Annotated in this window: 14 protein-coding genes; 6 read left to right on the top strand and 8 right to left on the bottom strand. The window is 40.9% G+C overall.

Features of this window, described 5'->3' with window-relative positions:
- Window positions 1-228 precede the first annotated feature (228 nt).
- The 4 genes from RMY31_RS33755 to RMY31_RS33740 all read right to left on the bottom strand — a co-directional run bounded on the left by RMY31_RS33755 (window position 229) and on the right by RMY31_RS33740 (window position 6,453).
- The gene (locus RMY31_RS33755; RefSeq protein ID WP_322658326.1) at window positions 229-1,743 is read right to left on the bottom strand and encodes an SLBB domain-containing protein; all 1,515 of its coding nucleotides are present in this window, start codon (window positions 1,741-1,743) and stop codon (window positions 229-231) included.
- Between the two features lie 1,062 nt (window positions 1,744-2,805).
- On the bottom strand, window positions 2,806-4,647 hold the full coding sequence (gene ftsH3 / locus RMY31_RS33750; RefSeq protein ID WP_322658327.1) for an ATP-dependent zinc metalloprotease FtsH3: 1,842 nt from the start codon (window positions 4,645-4,647) through the stop codon (window positions 2,806-2,808).
- Window positions 4,648-4,759: 112 nt separating this feature from the next.
- Window positions 4,760-5,560, bottom strand: a complete 801-nt coding sequence (locus RMY31_RS33745; RefSeq protein ID WP_322658328.1) for an aminotransferase class IV — start codon at window positions 5,558-5,560, stop codon at window positions 4,760-4,762.
- A 104-nt stretch (window positions 5,561-5,664) separates the two neighbouring features.
- Complete coding sequence (locus tag RMY31_RS33740) at window positions 5,665-6,453, bottom strand: hypothetical protein (RefSeq protein WP_322658329.1); 789 nt, start codon at window positions 6,451-6,453, stop codon at window positions 5,665-5,667.
- 466 nt (window positions 6,454-6,919) lie between these two features.
- On the opposite strand from RMY31_RS33740, the gene RMY31_RS33735 reads away from it, so the two are divergent.
- The 3 genes from RMY31_RS33735 (at window position 6,920) to RMY31_RS33725 (ending at window position 9,473) form a co-directional block, all read left to right on the top strand.
- Window positions 6,920-7,402 (top strand): hypothetical protein, encoded by a 483-nt coding sequence (locus RMY31_RS33735; protein ID WP_322658330.1) that lies wholly within the window; start codon window positions 6,920-6,922, stop codon window positions 7,400-7,402.
- Window positions 7,403-7,504: 102 nt separating this feature from the next.
- Window positions 7,505-8,362 carry a hypothetical protein gene (locus RMY31_RS33730; RefSeq protein ID WP_322658331.1) on the top strand — a complete coding sequence of 286 codons (858 nt, stop codon included), beginning with the start codon at window positions 7,505-7,507 and terminating at the stop codon, window positions 8,360-8,362.
- Complete coding sequence (locus RMY31_RS33725; RefSeq protein WP_322658332.1) at window positions 8,349-9,473, top strand: hypothetical protein; 1,125 nt, start codon at window positions 8,349-8,351, stop codon at window positions 9,471-9,473. Before RMY31_RS33730 ends, RMY31_RS33725 begins: the two co-directional genes overlap by 14 nt.
- Window positions 9,474-9,510: 37 nt before the next feature.
- Here the strand turns inward: RMY31_RS33725 and RMY31_RS33720 are convergent, their stop codons facing one another.
- Complete coding sequence (locus RMY31_RS33720) at window positions 9,511-10,728, bottom strand: acetate kinase (RefSeq protein ID WP_322658333.1); 1,218 nt, start codon at window positions 10,726-10,728, stop codon at window positions 9,511-9,513.
- 497 nt (window positions 10,729-11,225) lie between these two features.
- Between RMY31_RS33720 and RMY31_RS33715 the strand changes: the two genes are divergently transcribed.
- Window positions 11,226-11,474, top strand: a complete 249-nt coding sequence (locus tag RMY31_RS33715) for a hypothetical protein (protein ID WP_409879225.1) — start codon at window positions 11,226-11,228, stop codon at window positions 11,472-11,474.
- 73 nt (window positions 11,475-11,547) lie between these two features.
- Here RMY31_RS33715 and RMY31_RS33710 read toward each other — a convergent pair whose 3' ends face one another.
- The 3 genes from RMY31_RS33710 to gap form a co-directional block, all read right to left on the bottom strand.
- Window positions 11,548-12,552 carry a transaldolase gene (locus RMY31_RS33710; RefSeq protein WP_322658335.1) on the bottom strand — a complete coding sequence of 335 codons (1,005 nt, stop codon included), beginning with the start codon at window positions 12,550-12,552 and terminating at the stop codon, window positions 11,548-11,550.
- Between the two features lie 148 nt (window positions 12,553-12,700).
- Window positions 12,701-14,131, bottom strand: coding sequence for a pyruvate kinase (gene pyk / locus RMY31_RS33705; RefSeq protein WP_322658336.1), 1,431 nt, complete (start codon window positions 14,129-14,131; stop codon window positions 12,701-12,703).
- 249 nt (window positions 14,132-14,380) lie between these two features.
- The gene (gap, locus tag RMY31_RS33700; RefSeq protein ID WP_322658337.1) at window positions 14,381-15,424 is read right to left on the bottom strand and encodes a type I glyceraldehyde-3-phosphate dehydrogenase; all 1,044 of its coding nucleotides are present in this window, start codon (window positions 15,422-15,424) and stop codon (window positions 14,381-14,383) included.
- A gap of 365 nt (window positions 15,425-15,789) precedes the next feature.
- Between gap and RMY31_RS33695 the strand changes: the two genes are divergently transcribed.
- Entirely contained in the window at window positions 15,790-16,416 is a 627-nt protein-coding gene (locus tag RMY31_RS33695) for a PadR family transcriptional regulator (protein ID WP_322658338.1), read from the top strand.
- Window positions 16,417-16,898: 482 nt separating this feature from the next.
- The gene (locus tag RMY31_RS33690) at window positions 16,899-17,024 is read left to right on the top strand and encodes a hypothetical protein (RefSeq protein WP_322658339.1); all 126 of its coding nucleotides are present in this window, start codon (window positions 16,899-16,901) and stop codon (window positions 17,022-17,024) included.
- The last annotated feature ends 304 nt before the right edge of the window (window positions 17,025-17,328 follow it).

Raw genomic sequence — 17,328 nt, 5'->3', positions numbered from 1 at the left:
TGGTAATAGTATGATTGCTAACTAAATAATTATGTAAATTTGTTTAAGGAAAAAATTAAATAATAAATTATGATACGATATCAGCTTTTTAATTATGAAATAGCTGGGCTTTGTTTTTGATTCCTGATTTATCAATTAATTGTTGTTTTAGGTTTGAAGCTGCTGTGACTAACTAGCGATCGCAAGCAACTTCAAACGAAACATCTTCGTTAGATTTAGAAACGACCTCTAAAAACCAGTAAATATAGCCCTGAACACCCCTAATAAACTGCCTAGAGGATTGAGTACAGTACCGAGACCATCGCCAAATTTGGCTAATCTTGAACGGTTAACTACTACAACATCATTATTGCGGAGTATGGGATTAGTTTGCTCGTTGATTCCTTGGGAGAAATCAACTTTTACTTCGCGTTTGGTGACAGAGCCATTAGGATTAAGGCGAACCAATTCTACAGTCGCCTTACGAGCTCTAGAATCATTGAAGCCGCCAGCAGCAAGCAATACTTGATTTAAAGAACTATTTTGTCGAACTTCTACGGCTCCCGGTCTTTTTACCTCACCGACTACACCAACCTGAATGGTTGTAGGAGACAAAGTAGTAGTAGCTAATTGAGTGGCTTCTGCGGGATTGATTTCTGTGGCGGTAGGAACAACAATTGTGTCTCCGTCTTGTACGATGATGTCTTGATTGACATCACCACTCTGTAATAATTGCCAGAGGTTGATATCTACTGTTTGTTCTGTGCCAGTTCTTGTAGGTCGTCGTAGCTTGATATTGCGAATATCAGCTTGTGAGGTAATTCCCCCAGCTAATTGAACAGCCCGTGATATAGTTGGCAAACCGCTGCCGGCAGCTCCACCCGCTGCCCCTTCTGTGCCACCTGGGGTAGTACCTGGAGAGACAAGATACGATCCGGGTCGATTAACTTCACCAATGATTGCTACTGTACGGGGTGTAGTTTGACTGGCAGCAAAGTTAGCTGCAAATAAATTGCGTGCTTCTGCTATGTTGAAGGTAGTTGCAGTTGGCACAATGATGGTGTCTCCATCCCTTAAAGTAATATCCTGTGCTGTATTACCTGTTTGGATAATGTCTTTTAAATTGACAGTCACAATTTGCTCAGAAGAGCGTCCTGTCTTACGCTTTAATTTAACTTGAGATACATCTGCTGCCAAAGTAACTCCCTGAGCTGTTGTCAAGGCAGCTAGCACAGTTGGGTATTGAACGCCTGGATTATTGCCTGCGCCTCCACTTAAGCTCAAAGTGTAAGCTCCCGGACGTGTTACTTCTCCAGCAACCAAAACATTTATGGGACGAGGCGATAAAAGGTTGACTGAGATCAAGGGACGTTTGAGAAAGCGAGCGTATCTTCTAGCAATTTCATCAGCAGCCTGTTCTGTTGTTAGACCGAGGACAGGTACACTGCCAATTAAAGGTAAGTTAATCGCTCCGCCTGGAGGAACTTGATATTCACCTGTATATTCGGGTACTTCAAATACGTTTACACGGATGAGATCGCCGCCTCCTAATAAATAATTTGTATCTACTGCTTGTATGGCTGGCGATATTGGTGGTGTATTTTCTGGAAAGTTTTGAGTATTAGTAAAGACTGGTTGTGTACTAGGAAAGACTGGTTGTCCCTGAGCTAGGCTGGCAGACGGAACAACAGCATTAAAAGCTGTCAATAAAGCCACACCCACAACTGGTTGGGTAAAGGATTTGAATAAACCTGTGTTAAGCATATTTACCTAAAACTCTGAGACTATGGTCAGTAAAGTATTGTCTAAACATTTTTATCGTGACTCTGACTTAAAAGTGTTGAGTGCTAGGTAAAAGTCGATGAGTCAGCAAGATAAATTTTCATTCGTTCAAGTGTACGCAGTTCATAATGGCTACTTAAGTATTCAAGTTTCCCGACATTCTTATTTTCCTAGAAAAGTTTGCTTTTCCGGAGGGATATTGTTTATTAAGTTTGAATTTTTAGTAAAGTTAACTTAAAGTTTATCTAGCTTAGACAAAAATGATTTTAATTAAAATGTCACATTAATTAAGTTAAAAAATAAATTTTTACCTCAAGAAATAGTAGCTTTAAATACTATTTATCAGAGTCCCAAAATTGGGATGAGGCAAAGCAATCTGCTGATGAACAGTTGAATAGTATAGCCACAATTATGGTGGTAGCGATCGCAACCTTAATTAGCATACAAATGTATTAGCATACATATAGTTTAGTTAGTTACAAAAATCTTTGCAAAAGGTATTAATGGTATAGGATAAAACAATGAACAATTGACCTTTGCCGTGGTAAGTTCGTTTAACCTCCCTGCGATTGATTTTGATGGAATAAGCAGTTAATCAACAAGATTGCACTTTCTCTTGATCCCATTTAGTTGTTTCAAGTTTTAAGACTTTAGCGTTGAGAACTTTACCCTGAAGAGGTTCTTCAAAAGCATTCTGAAAGTCATATTTATATAAATTAACATATCTGTTTTTTCTCCATTTTCTTCTGAAGTACTTGGTCTAAAAACAAATAACAAGCAGTATTAGCAACGCTGGTCAGTTTCTCTTGAGAACATAATGTGTAATTTTTTCTATTAATTGAAAAATTGAATTAAAAGGTTCTATCAAATTTATGTACGCGTAAGATAATAATATCTAACGAAGCGCGACAATGACACAAGTATTAAGTCGAAATTAATATCATTTTTGATTAAACGATCGCAAAAAATTAGGGTAACTCTAGAAAGTTCCAGAATTACCCCAAATTTTACCATTAGACGCGATTAATCGCGTCTCTACAATCGTTAGGCGAATGCAGCAGTTTTCACGTCATTATTCGACAGAATTTCTTGCAATTCTTCAGCATCTACTGTTTCTTTATCAACCAGCATTTGCGCTAGTTGATCGAGAATGTGGCGGTTACTTACCAACACATCTTTAGCGCGTTGGTAGGCTACATCCACAAGTTTGCGGACTTCTTCATCAATGGCAGCTGCGGTTTCTTCAGAGAAATCGCGCTCTGACATGATGTCCCGACCGAGGAACATGTTGCCTTGCTGACGACCAAGGGCGACTGGGCCGAGTTTATCGCTCATGCCAAATCTTGTAATCATCTGACGGGCAACTCGCGCTACCTGTTGCAAATCGTTAGAAGCACCAGTGGTAACTTCTTCGTCACCAAAGATTAATTCTTCGGCGATACGACCGCCTAATGCCACTGCCATCTGATTTTCTAGATAAGCACGGCTGTACAAACCAGTGTCCATCCGGTCTTCACTGGGGGTAAACCAAGTTAAACCACCTGCGCGACCGCGAGGAATGATGCTGATTTTTTGTACTGGGTCATAGTCTGGCATCAAAGCACCAACTAAAGCGTGACCAGCTTCGTGATATGCCACTAGGGTTTTGCGTTTTTCGCTCATTACCCGGTCTTTCTTCTCTGGCCCGGCTAGCACGCGGTCGATGGCATCGTTGATTTCATCCATGGAAATTTCTGTCAAATTGCGCCGCGCTGCTAAAATTGCGGCTTCATTCAACAAGTTGGACAAATCTGCACCTGTAAACCCTGGAGTGCGACGGGCAATTTTATCCAAGTCCACATCTTTCGCCAAGGTCTTACCACGGGCGTGAACTTTGAGGATTTCGCTGCGTCCGGCATAGTCGGGACGGTCTACGACAACTTGACGGTCAAAGCGACCAGGACGCAACAGTGCTGCATCTAGTACATCAGGACGGTTGGTAGCGGCAATAATAATAATGCCAGTGTTACCTTCAAAGCCGTCCATTTCTGTAAGCAATTGGTTGAGGGTTTGTTCGCGTTCGTCGTTACCGCCGCCTAAACCAGCACCCCGTTGCCGACCTACAGCGTCAATTTCATCAATGAAGACGATACAGGGAGCATTGGATTTAGCTTGCTCAAACAAATCGCGGACGCGGGATGCACCCACACCCACAAACATTTCTACGAATTCCGAACCGGAGATGGAGAAGAATGGTACGCCAGCTTCACCAGCGACAGCACGAGCTAGGAGGGTTTTACCTGTACCGGGAGGGCCGACTAATAATACACCTTTAGGAATTTTTGCACCAACTGCGGTAAAGCGATCGGCGTTTTTCAAAAAGTCTACTACTTCGTTTAATTCCAACTTGGCTTGGTCAATACCAGCGACATCGCCAAAAGTTACCTGAGTTTGGGGTTCCATTTGGACTCTGGCTTTGGACTTGCCAAAGTTCATAGCTTGGCTGCCCGGGCCACTTTGAGCGCGGCGTAGCAAGAAGAATAAGCCAACCAAAAGTAATACAGGGAAAAATAAGCTGCTTAATGCTTTAAACCAAAAACCTTCATCGGTTTGGGGTAAAACGGAAATATCAACGCCTTGTTTAGTGAGAGTATTGATCAAGTCTGGGTCGTTGACCAAAGTTACTAACTTTTTATTGGGGTCATATTTAGGTGTAACCAGAGCTGTAGCCCGGTCTGCACTCAAACTGACTTTTTCGACTCTGCCTTTTTCAACTTCTTGAATAAACTGGCTATACCGCCATTGATCTCTTTGTTGAGGTTGCTTATCAAAGAATGCTGTTCCTAAGGCAATTACAACAATAAACAGCAGCGCGTACAGCCCCGCATTTCTCCATCGTTTATTCACTGAGGTCTATCCTCCTGTATTTTTTGTGCGTTCTCGTAGCGTCTCTAAAAGAGAAAGGCATTATTAAGAATTATGTTAACTTATCTTAAGGTATAACAGAATGGCACTCCTGTCATGCTAAAAAAACCCTTATTTGCTGAAAAATCGGATGGTGGGGATTATATTGTAACGATTCTGTAGGCTGGCGAACGGTATGGATGGGGATAATTTCTACCACACTATTAGTGTAGGCGATCGCTTCAAAACCCCGAACTAATTCTCCAGTCCAAGGTTCTTCCCGCACTACTAAATCCTGGTTTCGCAGCCAATTAATTAGTTGCGATCGCACAATTCCCGGTAAAATTCCTGCTGTTAGCGGCGGTGTCCACCAATTGCCATCGTGCCACCCCCAGAGGTTGCCTGTGGTAGTTTCTAGCCAATTGCCTGCGGCATCCACTAAAATCGCTTCTTGAGCATTCAACTGTTGGGCGCTAGTTTTTGCTAACCAAGCGCTGAGGTAGTTTCCAGTTTTATGAGAGGGTAAACAGCGATAAAGTTCTGATGTTGCCAAAGTTGTGGTAATGCCATTGTTTTGTTTTTCTGTCAAATCTTGTGGTAACAACCTCCCAGTTATCCATTCTCGTCCATCGGGAAATAGGGTGATTCTAAGAATGGGGAAGTGCATGCAGAGAATTTCTGCACCTTGACGGACGCGGTTCCAGTCTGGTTGCTGCCAACCAAAAGATTGCAAAGAAAACAGGAGGCGATCGCAATGCAAGAGCCAGTTAGTTAAACTACTATCAAGCGAGTTGTTGTAAACTCGTAGCGTTGTAAAAATCGTTGCCCCATAGAGCAACCCCGGATCGTTAATATCTAATTCAAGGGTTTGAGATTTAATTAGTTTGCCGTTGTACCAAAAAATTTGATTTGTCATTTGTCATTTGTCAGTTATCAGTTGTTAATTATTAGTTATTTTTTCTGTGACTACTGACCACTGACTATTGTACAGACGCGATTAATCGCGTCTCTACTTATAATTCAATCTTTTGGAGGAAAGATAACTTTTTGATTACCTTCTGGAGTTGTCACTATCTTTCCTCCCAAAGCTTCGATTGCGTTAATTGCTCTTTGACGAGTATATTTATCTACTTGATTACTTAATATCATTGCCCAAGTCGCTATTTGTGCGTATTTACTGTTAGGATTTTGACTGAGAAATTCAGCAGTTTTCAAGGAAGTAGCTGCTACATACTTACTTTCTTCATCAGAAAACTGACTAGCCCACTTTGCCGCCATTAAAAAAGATTTTCGGGAAGCTTGAGAGTCTCCTAAAAATAATAACTCATCAATTGCTTTATAACGCCACACATAATAAGCTTTGTCCTCTACTTGAGGAGATAGCGATTTTAAACCTTTTTCTATCAGATTTATAGTTCTTTCTGGCATAGCAGCATATAGTGAAGTACTAGTAGAAAGACTTAAATAAACTTCTAAAAATCGAGGATCGCGTTCTATAATTACTTCAAAATATTCTGGACTGAGGCTATAGCCTGTTTTGGCACGCACGTCCTCATCGCCAAAGTATTGTAAAAAATTGAGATACACCCAATCTGCAATCAAGTTATCATAACCAAAACTAGGCATTGTTTTAAGAAAATTGAGCCTAAGATTTTCTGCTTTGACATCTTTTTCTAAAATTTCCAAGGAGGTAACTTGTTGGCTATCTAGTAATTTTTGCAGTTTGGGAAATTGAATTAGTCCAATTCCTAACATACATAAACAGACTATAAAAGACCCGAAAACGGCTTGACGAGATAATAACCACATATTTTTTGTCTTTGTTGGTATGATTACCTCATTGTATGCACTATATTTATTTTGCAAATAGGGAACAAGTCACAAGGGACAGTAAAAGTAATTTTCATTCTTCCTTAGTAGAAAAATATGGAAAGCTGATAATTGTTTCAACTAATTAAACTATGCAAATTTTTACTCTTCACTTTCTTCAATCCAAGCGAAACAGAATACATCTAATTGGGTAGACTCCAACCAAATATTAAGTACTAATTTATACATTAAGCAATAGTTATTATATTTCAGTAGTAGAAGCTCAAATAGCTTATTTTGAAAGATTTATGGCTCCTAAAATTCCCTAATTGGATTCACAACCAATCCCTCCAATCATTAAGTTGTTTTGAGTTTACTTACTTTTTTTAAGTAAAATTGCGGATGCTGACAACATGATATAGAATTAGATTTTATTTGTATTCAAACTTGCAACTACCAGAATATTATGGAATCTACTCTTACAGAAAACAGGGAAAGTAACGGCCAAGCTATTACAACAAAAGTTGGTGATTTTGAAACAATAGTTACTAATCTGAATGCCGATAGAAAAGGATTTAATTTTGATGATATTGCTGATGCTATCAAGAAAGCAATAGTTGGAGTTGTTGAATTAGAAATCACAACTTGGGTTTCAGAACCTTCTCCTGACTTAGGTAACGAACTACTAAATAGACAAGAAGTTCCCAAATCAGGCAATCGAATGCATACCATAATTAATATGGTAAATGGTGATATCCAAAATGAAGTTGGAAGTCAATTTGTTGGCGGTGGCCCTTATGCAGAACTTCGGGAATTTCATTTAAGTCAAGTTAAAGAAAGTCGGGAGATTATTCAAAAGAATATAGAAACCGTACATAAAATTTATGACATTTTGGTAGAAATGTCGAAATCTCGTAAAAACACACAAGAATCTGGATCTCGTTTTTAGGCTTTTTTGTACTGATAGATAAACTCAAATACCTACAGGAACCTCAAGCAATCTGTAGGTTAATCGGCTTGGATTGCTACTCATAACTTTAGGGATTTTACTATGTCTAATGGTAATATAGTGCCAACTAAAACTACAAATAGTATTCAAGCTCAAAACAAAGCCAGAAACTTATTAGACAAATTAGTATCATCTGTACAGACATTAGTTGAAGATATCACAGCGTTGGAAGTGAATACAATGGTTGTGGATAAAATTAGTGCTGCAAAATTTAATGCTTGGCAGGCGTATCAAGGAATCTATTCTATAAATGATAAAGATTACTTTGAGGAAAAAGGGATTCCTGAAGAACTGCATCAGCGCTATCAAAATTTATTTGCACAACTAGAAAGAGAATATTTTTACATTCTCATTGATTCCGAAGAAAGTTTGAATTCAGAGCAGCAAGAAAAAATAGAAAGGTATCAGAATCGTCTAGAATGGCTAAAAAAACAAAAAGATGGAGAAATAGTTGAAACAGATCCAAAATATGTTTCACTAGCTCAACCAATACTACCTCCTCCATCTCCTATTTTGGACGATCTAAATTCAGAAGATAATTTAAAAAAACAAGAAAGATGGCGAGAAAATCGCAAAGAAATTCAACAAATTTTGAATAATGGTAGGTTTGTGCGGACTTTGCGTAAAATGTCTGAACTCAAAGCTGCACTTGATAGTGGAGACATTCATAGTACGGAAATTGATATTATTTATGCCCAAACTGTGATGCAGTTAGATGGAGATATTATTACGAGATATCATAAAGACCTGTTTGCATTATCTGAAGAGGCTAAAAATTTAATCTTGAAAGCACATAACGAAGGAGTAATTGCTGGAGAAAAACAGTGGCGTGGAACATTCAGTTTCTTGATTAATTTAGTACAGGGTATTGCGAATTTATCTTCTAATGGACGCAGTTAGTACAAAACATAATTCAGCTGATGCTGCCATTTCTCTGATTTTGCAAGTTCCTCAAGGCGATCGCTTTGAAATCCAGATCAAAGAATCGCAGTATAATTTATATCTAAGCGAAACTATTGTTAAACAGATTCAGCAGGCACAAAAAACAGGTAGTACCTTGTATATTCCACCAAGTCTACTAATTCCTCTTTGGTACTACACTTGTATTAGTTATAATGTTGTGCCAGAAAATGAAGAAGGAATTACTGGCAAACAGCCTGCTATTGAAGTTGCACAAATATGGGAAAAAGAAAAGCAGAGAAAAATCCTTAGACGCTTTTATAGTGAGAAAGTGCTTCGGGAGGGTTTCCCACAGATTGCAGATATTTACTCTCAGAACTTTAAAGGTAGGAGACGAGAAAAAAATCAAAATTCCGATTTAGATCATCATACAAAAATACAAATTCCGATTTTCTACAGTATTATTATTTTTAATATTTTAAAATTAATTCTCAATAAAAGTTTTCGTAAAGAAATAATATTACAAACTGAATTTACTTTTAATTCTTACTATAGACAAAAGCAAGTTACTAATACAGATAAAGAACCAGTTTTGCAAAGTACTATTTTTCTCAATGGCGATGTTTTTCATAAAATTAAAAAAGATTTTTTAGAAACGAATTCCCAATTTTCAACAGTTATCTCTGCTCATTACTGGCTAGTTGAACAAGTAATGAGCTACTTTCGGAGTAATTTTAATCTCCTAATTTGGGAACTAGCTTCGCTTGTACCTGCGGGTGTTTTAGCTATTAATCTGCATCTAGCAAATTGGACATTATCATTAGCTATTTGGTTAGGAACAACTATATCACTTGCTACTTTCCGTTCTGGGCTGTTAAATCAATTGCAAAGACGTACTGCTATTAACTCTAAATATTTAGATTACTTGGCATGGGAACTCACTTGTCTGATTCCTGCGATCGAGATTGCCACTACTAATAGTTATCAAGCATTATTTATGATGGTTTTATCACCCCTTGTACCGCCAGTTTGCAAACGCCTTTTAGCTTTTATCTGGCCTCAAGTAGGTAAACTCATTATGCGTCGTTTATTGGCTTCACATAGCGGATGAAGGATGAATATTAAATTGAGCCAAGGTGTACTGTTTTTTACTTTTTTAGGAGATACCAGCATTGTTGAGCGATCGCCCAATCTTCTTGAGTGTGAATTACTAATATCCGTACTGTAGAATCAGGGGTTGCAATATCTTCATCAACAGGCTGCTGCTGATTTTTCTGGGAGTCAATTTTTAAGCCCAAAAATTCAAAGGCTTCACAGGCAGCTTGGCGAATTTCTGGAGAGTGTTCGCCTACCCCTGCGGTGAACACTAAAACATCTAATCCCCTGAGACTAGCCAGCATCGCACCAATACCAGACTGCAAGCGATGGACGTACATATCCAAAGCCAGTTTAGCGCGGTAGTTACCTTGAGCGATCGCTTCCATCACCTTGGGCACATCGCTTGATACTCCCGAAATTCCTCGCAATCCTGAAGCTTTATTTAGCATATAGTCCAAGCTTTCTGCGGAGTAATTAGCATACCGCAATAGATAAATTAGAATTCCCGGATCGACTAAACCAGAACGACTGCCCATCATCAATCCTTCCAAAGGTGTAAATCCCATAGTTGTATCAATGCTGCGACCGTCTTTAATGGCCGCTAAAGAGCAACCGTTGCCTAGATGACAGGTGATTAACCGTAAGGATGCTAAATCTCTACCCAGGATGTCAGCAGCACGTCCAGAACAGTATTGGTGACTGATGCCATGAAATCCGTAGCGGCGAATACCTTGGTCTATCCACTCATAGGGACCGGGATAAATGGCTGCTGCATCGGGTAGAGTGGCATGAAATCCGGTATCAAAAACTGCTACTTGGGTGACTTCTCCTAAGCTTTGCTCAATGGCTTCTATCCCTTCCAAAGCGGCTGGATTATGTGCTGGAGCTAGATTAGACCAACGAGCGATCGCTTTTTTAACATCCTCAGTGATAATTGCTGGTTCTCGGTAATCTTGCCCACCATGTACTACACGATGTCCTACGACATCGATTTCTGACAACTGATTAACCACCTTGGTAGCACCGCGACTGAGCGTATAGAGCATATAGGCGACGTGCGCACGTCGAGAGTCACCATAGATAGATTCGTGCAGCGTTGCACCCATAGCGGTTTTGACCTCAATTTCGGCTACACCCCGGTCTTGCGTCCAGTTGACTTTACCTTCCCAGAGGGGCTGAGGTGCTTCCTTCGGGAGAGCCTTGTCTGCAATCTCATACAGACAACTCTTTTGACTGCTTGAGCCAGCATTGAGTACAAGTATCTTCATAACAAAATAGCTATACTACTGATGAAAAAATACAAATTGTAATCTTGAACTTACTATAGTAAATATTTTTTAAAGACAGATAAACAGCTAATATCAATTTATTTATTGTTAAAGTTTTTAATTTAATAAATATGGCTTATTTTTATAAGCTATCTTACAAAATTTGCAACTATCTTGAGGCTGATATTGCTATATAATTTTGCTATACATAACACTTAAATAAAGGTAAAAAAATCTAGATTAAAGTTAAAAAAAGCTGTATTGACATATGATTTATTACCTTTAAGGTGTTTAATAAACTTATCACCAAAAGTTTAGTGTAACCAAAAACATGAAAGGTTTCAGAAAGCTATCCTCAATAGCAATATTATTATGTGCCTTCGTGTGTCCGCCCCTATTGGCTGAAGCGAAGGCTAGTCCTCTAAGTAATGCTCTCAATGAACAGCAAGTCGGAGCAGAGGCAAATCTAGTTGAAGGTAAAACTGGAGAGCTTTTGATTGCTGAGAGAGATCGTAAACGAAGATTTGATAGAGACTCACACGATAGACGAAGATTTGATAGAGGCTCACACAATAGAGGAAGAGTTATTTATAGAGACTCATGGAACAGACGGCGATCGGTTTATAGAGACTCATGGAACAGACGGCGACCAGTTTATAGAGACTCATGGAACAGACGGCGACCAGTTTATAGAGACTCACAATATAGACGACCAATCTATATACGACTACATTGATCGCAATTGAGGCAACTAATCAATTATTAATAGTTAGTGGTTATTGGTCGTCATACTAACCACTAACTAATAACTATTACTTTCTAATGGCTAGCTACTACCTCTCCTTCAAGGCGGCTGAGTCGGTCTGCTAAAAGTTTTTCGAGGTCTTCCAATGCCTTTGTAAAACCTTTGATACCCTCTGCTAGTTTGTCAGATGCCATGCGGTCAGCTGCGTGCATCTTATCAAAGGTAGCTTTGTCAATGGATATCTTTTCAACTTCCAAATTTGCTACCTTGGCGGGGTCAAGTTTACGTGGCAGTTCCCCGATAGTTGCTTGCAATTCCCCTAACAGTGATGGAGAAATTGTCAATAAATCACAACCTGCAAGTTCGGTAATTTCGCCAATGTTGCGGAAGCTAGCTCCCATAACTTCGGTTTTATAGCCGAATTTCTTGTAGTAATTGTAAATTTGGGTAACTGACACAACGCCTGGATCTTCAGCAGCAGGATAGCTATCGCGTCCAGTATCTTTTTTGTACCAGTCGAGAATCCGTCCGACGAAGGGAGAAATCAAGGTAACGCCAGCTTCTGCACAGGCGATCGCTTGGTGCAATCCAAATAGGAGGGTAAGGTTGCAATGAATACCCTCTTTCTCCAGAATTTCCGCAGCCCGAATGCCTTCCCAAGTTGAGGCAATTTTAATTAAGATGCGATCGCGAGAAACGCCAGCAGCTTTGTATTGGGCAATTATTTCCCGTGCTTTGGTAACAGTAGCCTCTGTATCGTAGGACAAGCGAGCATCTACTTCTGTAGAAACTCGTCCGGGGATGATTTTTAAAATCTTCAATCCAAAGGCAACTGCCAAACGCTCAAAAGCTAAAGAAGCCACATCAGCTTGGCTAGCTTCGACTCCGGCATCTTTCTTAGCTTGAAGTAAAGTCTGATCGACAACTTCTTGATACTCTGGCATTTGCGCCGCAGCAGTAATCAACGAGGGATTGGTGGTAGCGTCTTGAGGTTTGAACTTCTCAATTGCTTGGATATCTCCCGTATCCGCAACCACAACAGTCATTTGGCGCAATTGTTCTAGTAAATTTTTAGACATAAAAAACTCCGCGATGTTTGTTTAGGATTTACCCATTCCCTATTCTTGAAACTCGTTCCTGTTCCTTACAATTCTGATTTTGGCAACTTTTCTTAACTGTTGCCTAAATTTGCTTGCGCTCACAAGCCCCAGCCTCATTCTAGATGTCCTATGCGGTAATTGGCTGTCCAATAGAATGCACTTTAATTAAACTTGTTGTGCCCGATTTACCAATTGGCACGCCAGAGGTAATAACCACTTTATCACCGTCGTTTGCCAAACCCATCTCCACGACTGTATTTACTACGTTCGTAAACATCTCTTCCGCATTGTAGACGGGTGGGATGAGTAAGGGTATCACACCCCAAGAAAGGGCTAGCTGCTGATAAGCAGTTTCATCAGGGGTAAGGGCAATAATTGGTGTAGTCGGACGGTATTTCGACACTAGTTGCGCTGTACTTCCAGAGGAGGTGTTACAAAGAATTGCTCGCGCGCCTGTTTCATAGGCGATGCGACACACCGCTTCTGCCACAGATTCTGTGACACTGAGACTACCTGCGTCATGACACCATGAATGTCTGCTACCTTCCTGCAAGGATTGTTCCGTGCGTATGGCGATATTGTGCATCACTTGGACAGCACCAGTAGGATATTGTCCGACCGCAGTTTCACCAGAGAGCATCACCGCATCCGTACCATCCAAGATGGAGTTAGCAACATCAGTTGCTTCGGCGCGGGTGGGGTCGGGAGCGCTAATCATTGACTCTAGCATTTGCGTGGCAGTAATCACTGGTTTGCCAGCTTGATTGCAACGGCGAATAATGTCTTTTTGAATCAGCGGCACTTCATGAATTGGCATTTCCACCCCTAAATCGCCACGGGCAATCATAATGCCATCGGCAACCTTGAGGATAGAGTCAAACTGCTCAACTGCTTCTGCTCTTTCGATTTTGGCAATCAAACGAATCGAAGCACCAGCAGCTTCAATCATTCGCTGGGCAGGTTCTAAGTCTTGTGGCGATCGCACAAAAGATACTGCCACCCAATCCACACCCAACTGTATCCCAAAGCGCAAATCCATCAAGTCTTTTTCCGTGATGGAACTCACAGGTAAAGGAGTTTCTGGGAGGTTTACTCCTTTATGAGTGGAAATTAACCCGCCAATTTTCACCAGCGCCCGAATTTTATCAGCATCGCGATCGGTGACAATCAATTTTACTCGACCATCATTAATCAAAATCGGTTCGCCAGGTCGCACCATCGCAAACAAAGTCGGCAATGGCAGAGGCAGTTCGTCCAGACTAGCGCCTTTCTCCTGTAATACAAAAGTCACCTCATCGCCAGCTTCAGCTGTTAACCCTTCTGGTGGTAAAGTGCCCAAGCGAATCTTCGGGCCGCATAGGTCTTGCATGATGGCGATCGGCTTTTGCTGCTCAGTACTAATTTGTCTGAGATACTTAGCAGTTTGGGCGTGGAATTCATAAGCACCGTGAGAAAAATTCAGCCGCGCCACATTCATTCCAGCTTCTACCAAGGCTTGCAGCCGCTCAAGTGCCGATGTCGCAGGGCCGACAGTACAGATAATTTTGGTTCGACGCATAGGGATTGGGAGGTTAAGGAATAACCTGCCATATGGATGCTGACACTGGTTGCGATCGCGTAGCTACATATTGCAGGTGTTTCATATCACTGCTTTCCTAAGTGAAAATGCTTTTTTATACAGTCCTGTGTTCAGGTATGTACCATTTGTCCCAAATCCCAAAAGTTTTTAGTTAGTTGTCAGTAGTCAGTTGTTAGGTGTCCTTTGTTTATCTTGACTCCTAACTCCTGACTCCTAACTCCTGATTAATCAAACTGCGGCAACTGCTGGGGCAAGTTGTTCTTTTTGTGCCATCGACAACATCAAGTCAACTACGCGATTTGAATAGCCCCACTCGTTGTCGTACCAAGCAACTACTTTGAAGAAGTTTGAGTTTAATTCAATACCAGCACCTGCGTCGAAGATACTAGAGTGACTATCGCCCTGAAAATCAGTGGAAACCACTTCTTCGGCTGTGTATCCTAAAATACCTGCTAGCGAACCTTCGGCAGCCTCTTTCATGGCAGCACAGATTTCCTTATAACTGGTAGCTTTGGCAGTCTTGAAGGTTAAATCAACTACAGAGACATCGGGAGTGGGGACTCGGAATGCCATACCTGTCAGCTTGCCCTTCAATTCTGGCAAAACTAGTGCTACGGCTTTAGCTGCACCAGTGGAGGAAGGAATAATATTCTGGGCTGCACCTCGACCACCCCGCCAGTCTTTCTTACTCGGCCCATCTACAGTTGGTTGGGTAGCAGTCATGGCATGGACTGTGGTCATCAACCCTTCGGTCAATCCAAAATTATCATTGATGACTTTAGCTATGGGAGCCAAACAGTTTGTGGTACAGCTAGCATTAGAGACAACCGTATTTTTGCTGGGGTCAAATAGGTGATGATTAACACCAACTAGCAAAGTAGGAACATGTTCTGGGTCTTTGGTGGGAGCAGAAATTACTACTCGCTTTGCACCAGCTTTAAGGTGGTTTGCTGCTCCTTGGTGGTCAGTGAAAAGCCCTGTAGATTCTACAACATAATCTACACCCAATTTTCCCCAAGGTAATTCTGCCGGATTTCTTACCGACACACAAGGGATGAAATACCCATCAACAACGATGCCGTCATCCTTCGCTTCAATCTTATTTTTCAACTTACCGTGGGTTGAGTCGTACTTTAATAGGTAAGCGAGGTTGTCTGGTGGTACTAGGTCGTTAATCCCTACAAACTCAATGTTAGGGTTATTCATGCCAGCGCGAAGCACAAGCCGCCCGATACGACCAAATCCGTTAATGCCAACTTTCAACTTCGTCAAAATTAAACCTCCTGTCGTGGGAAGTTGAACAAAAGGAGAAGTTCAAAAGAAATTACCTTTTACTCTTTCCCTTCTGATCCTGACAGTCTAAGTCAGCTAAAGCATATTTACTTGGCATCTTTTAAGGTTTCCACAACCCTCACCTCGATTGGTCTCCGATCGAGGATTGTGTTTAAAGTCCACCTGAACTGTCTTCGCCGCAGTCCTTAACCGAACGGTATTACCTACACCCTCACGCACCTTGTCCCAACCCTTGAGTTTTTTCACTGCGTAAGTCCTACAACTATCGAAAAATTTAATCTAAACTTCATAGCGATATATCGCGATATATCGTATATTAAAGAAAGTTGATTGAGAATTTACCTATGTTTAGACACTTTCGGTTCCGCTTTCCAGCACCTGCATGGGCAGGAGTCAGTCAGGACGAGTCATTGCCTGTTAGTCATTACTTCCAGCACGGCAGGCATCACGATCGAGAGCGTGGCAAGCACTTTGGCGATGAAATTTTTGGTCGTGGTTGGGGAGACGAATATCGGACTCGGCGGGGTGATATCAAGTTCCTGCTGCTGGAATTGTTATCTGAGCGCCCCAGTCATGGTTACGATCTGATCAAAGCGATGGAAGTCCGCTATGGTGGTTTTCGTCGTCTCAGTCCTGGTTCGGTGTATCCAACGCTCCAAATGCTCGAAGAAGGAGGCTATCTGACGAGCGAACAAGAAAGCGGCAAGCGGGTTTACACAATTACAGATGAAGGCAGACAACTCCTGGCTGAGCGTGTCCAACAGGAACCTTCAGACTCTCCTTGGGATACCTTCAAAAACTTTGTCAAAGGCAAACCTCAAGAATTTATAGAGTTGCGGAATGTGACAGGAGAGTTAGCTGCTGTTGTTGTACAGGTTGCTCGTAGTGGCAATGTAGAGCGAATCAATCGAGTGCGCGAGCTACTAGAGCAGGTTAAACGGGAAATTTACGCAATGCTATCAGAGAAATAAGAAGTAGCCATCATAAACTGCGTACACCAGAACACATAAAAATAGGAAGTGGGGAGTCTGCATCGATATTGGTCAAAGTAGTATTTTCAAGTCAGCTAATCTAGCTTTCGTGCTTTGCGTCGCTGATTCTCCACACTTGCTACATTTGGTTGTGCTTGAATGAGTATCGGGTTGAAGCTGACTTTCAGGCTCGAACTGTTTATTGCGCGAACGATGAGAGCCTTACTCTGACTTAGGCGCTTCTCATTTTGAGCGTTAGGAAAAACTTCAACTTAAGAAACAGCGCTTAGTCAAGCAGTTAGAAAAGCTTGGTTATCAAGTTAATTTAACTGAGATTGCAGTCGCATCCTGATTCACTCAATCATTTTTCTGGTTTCATTGTCTGCTATCCAGCCATTATTTCTGAGTACAGCAAAACACTTGCGCTGCCTACCTCCGCTTTTAGCACTTTTTCAAGCTAGGTGTAGATAAATAAACTAAAAATGCTTGTATTGTGTTGTCAGTGGAATCGGATTGAGGACAAGTGGTATCAAATCAAAGAACATGAAATTGCTGGACTGGCAGTTATTGCTGCTATGGAAGACAGCCATTTATCAAAAGCACTATAAAGTAATACTAGTAACCGTGTATTAGCATAATATCAACCTTGTTGAAAAATTCATCAAAACTTTAAGTATATTTAACTAGAAAAAAATTATACTAATAATTCGAGTATAAAAACTTTCATTAAGTGTGAATAGCAAAGATAACAGTCTCTAAGTAAAAAGACCTCTTTGCTGTGGTTCCCTATTCAAAAACATCTACTAGTTAACCTAACAATAAAGGGTAACAAGACCTCGTATTCCTTATTAATGGCGGCTTTTATACAGTTTGATAGTTTATTAAAGATGAGACCTTGTTAACAATGGATGA

This window comes from Dendronalium sp. ChiSLP03b (assembly GCF_034531165.2).
Lineage (GTDB): Bacteria > Cyanobacteriota > Cyanobacteriia > Cyanobacteriales > Nostocaceae > Dendronalium > Dendronalium minutum.
The sequence above is the reverse complement of the archived record's forward strand: the minus strand, read 5'-3'. Positions and strand labels throughout refer to the sequence as shown.

Bases quoted from the DNA above. Each gene is read 5' to 3' on its own strand.
- RMY31_RS33755 (WP_322658326.1), bottom strand. From the start codon at position 1,743: ATGCTTAACACAGGTTTATTCAAATCCTTTACCCAACCAGTTGTGGGT.
- RMY31_RS33745 (WP_322658328.1), bottom strand. From the start codon at position 5,560: ATGACAAATCAAATTTTTTGGTACAACGGCAAACTAATTAAATCTCAA.
- RMY31_RS33740 (WP_322658329.1), bottom strand. From the start codon at position 6,453: ATGTGGTTATTATCTCGTCAAGCCGTTTTCGGGTCTTTTATAGTCTGT.
- RMY31_RS33735 (WP_322658330.1), top strand. From the start codon at position 6,920: ATGGAATCTACTCTTACAGAAAACAGGGAAAGTAACGGCCAAGCTATT.
- RMY31_RS33730 (WP_322658331.1), top strand. From the start codon at position 7,505: ATGTCTAATGGTAATATAGTGCCAACTAAAACTACAAATAGTATTCAA.
- RMY31_RS33725 (WP_322658332.1), top strand. From the start codon at position 8,349: ATGGACGCAGTTAGTACAAAACATAATTCAGCTGATGCTGCCATTTCT.
- RMY31_RS33720 (WP_322658333.1), bottom strand. From the start codon at position 10,728: ATGAAGATACTTGTACTCAATGCTGGCTCAAGCAGTCAAAAGAGTTGT.
- RMY31_RS33710 (WP_322658335.1), bottom strand. From the start codon at position 12,552: ATGTCTAAAAATTTACTAGAACAATTGCGCCAAATGACTGTTGTGGTT.
- pyk (WP_322658336.1), bottom strand. From the start codon at position 14,131: ATGCGTCGAACCAAAATTATCTGTACTGTCGGCCCTGCGACATCGGCA.
- RMY31_RS33695 (WP_322658338.1), top strand. From the start codon at position 15,790: ATGTTTAGACACTTTCGGTTCCGCTTTCCAGCACCTGCATGGGCAGGA.
- RMY31_RS33690 (WP_322658339.1), top strand. From the start codon at position 16,899: ATGCTTGTATTGTGTTGTCAGTGGAATCGGATTGAGGACAAGTGGTAT.